This window comes from Paracoccus salipaludis (genome assembly GCF_002287065.1).
Taxonomy (GTDB): Bacteria; Pseudomonadota; Alphaproteobacteria; order Rhodobacterales; family Rhodobacteraceae; genus Paracoccus; species Paracoccus salipaludis.
The window spans coordinates 1-548 of sequence record NZ_NSJZ01000142.1; the positions used below are offsets into that span (position 1 = coordinate 1).

Sequence of the window (548 nt, forward strand, 5' to 3'; positions counted from 1 at the left end):
AGCGTTCTCGCTGGCAGTCTCGGCAGCGTCGTGCGGGTCTTTCCAGCGCCAGCGGAAGGTAACGGCATGAACCGACCTGCCCTGTTTCTCGGGGGTCATGCTTACCTCGACCGTGCCATAGTCGTTCACCGCTGTTAGGGCTGGGTCCAGAACCCAGCGTCGGAACTGCCCCCAAACCTCATAGGACTTCTTGTCAGCCACCCCCATGAGCGAGCGCAGTTCGTCCACGGTGAAGGTCCAGAATGGCCGTCCGAGCCGCTTCTTGTCGGCAAGCAGCACATAAAGCTGGCGGCCGTGGCCGGTCAGGCTGTGAGCGGCGCGGGCCTCGATCTTGGCAAAGTTCTGCGGGCTGCGGAGCGCATGGACGCCGGCTGGTGGGATCAACGCCCGCACCATCGAGCCACCTTGGGTGATCTTCCATTCGGCCAGCAAGACCGCGCCCCAGGGATCGCCACGCCACTCGCCGCTGAGCTGCACCCCGGTTAGGCGGGTCAGGCACTCGCGCAGCCAGATGTTGTCGTTGCGCCCGTCCTCGCCGCGCAGCAGCC

The 548-nt window shown here is 65.5% G+C and carries 1 protein-coding gene; it reads right to left on the reverse strand.

Annotation, left to right across the window (positions count from 1 at the left end; translation table 11 throughout):
- On the reverse strand, positions 1-548 hold a 548-nt coding region (locus CK240_RS18520), incomplete at both ends, for a replication initiation protein (protein WP_135058983.1).